Genomic DNA, 680 nt, shown 5'->3' on the forward strand with positions numbered 1-680 from the left:
CCCCGAACTTGCCTTAACCGGCACGGGGTCTTGCTATTCATGCAGGAGGTCTAATCTTTCAGCCCTTTTTTAACCTCGTCGATCATCGTCTCGGTAACATTGGCAAAGGGATGTTTGGAGTTTTGTCTTCGCTCCTCACTCTTTGTTTGGGCCGTGTCGGGTAGATAGACACCGAGATCACTTTGGTTTCTTCGGAGTTCTCGGGAGATCGTGCTTTGACTGCACCCGAGCATTACCGCCATTTGCCGTTGAGATAAACTTCCCTCTTGATGTAATTGGTAGAGTCGGTTTCTTTGATCTATGGTAAGATGTTAGTGGCTCATTATCGGGTCTGACTTGTTGTTGTTAATGATCAGACAATACCTGATGAGCCTTTTTTCGTCAACTCTTGAGGTTGATGCGTTTCATTTTTGAATTGGCGATTATTGATTAAATAACCTTGTCAAGAACCGATACTTTTTGCCAACTCAAGAGCGAGCGGATGTTGTCGCTCTATCAGTAAATGCAACAAATACTGAAAAGCAGCTAAAGAAGGTTGATTTTGAAATAATTGAATTTGGCACTCATCCCAAATATTACTAAGTAAAGAAGCAATACACTCCCTAACTGGTTTTTTTTCAAGAATAGCAGAAGTGTTGAACGATAGAAACAAAGCGATAAAAAAAGCCTCTAAAATGATA

Annotated in this window: 1 protein-coding gene and 1 pseudogene; both read right to left on the reverse strand. The window is 41.3% G+C overall.

The window, feature by feature from the left end; translation table 11 throughout:
* Positions 1-53: 53 nt before the first annotated feature.
* Positions 54-302 (reverse strand): annotated as a pseudogene (locus V0288_RS24980) (helix-turn-helix domain-containing protein); the annotation flags it as partial.
* Positions 303-442: 140 nt separating this feature from the next.
* The coding region (locus V0288_RS24985) for a hypothetical protein (protein ID WP_332867910.1) at positions 443-680 on the reverse strand (238 nt) is incomplete at its 5' end.

Source organism: Pannus brasiliensis CCIBt3594 (assembly GCF_036688125.1).
Taxonomy (GTDB): domain Bacteria; phylum Cyanobacteriota; class Cyanobacteriia; order Cyanobacteriales; family Microcystaceae; genus Pannus; species Pannus brasiliensis.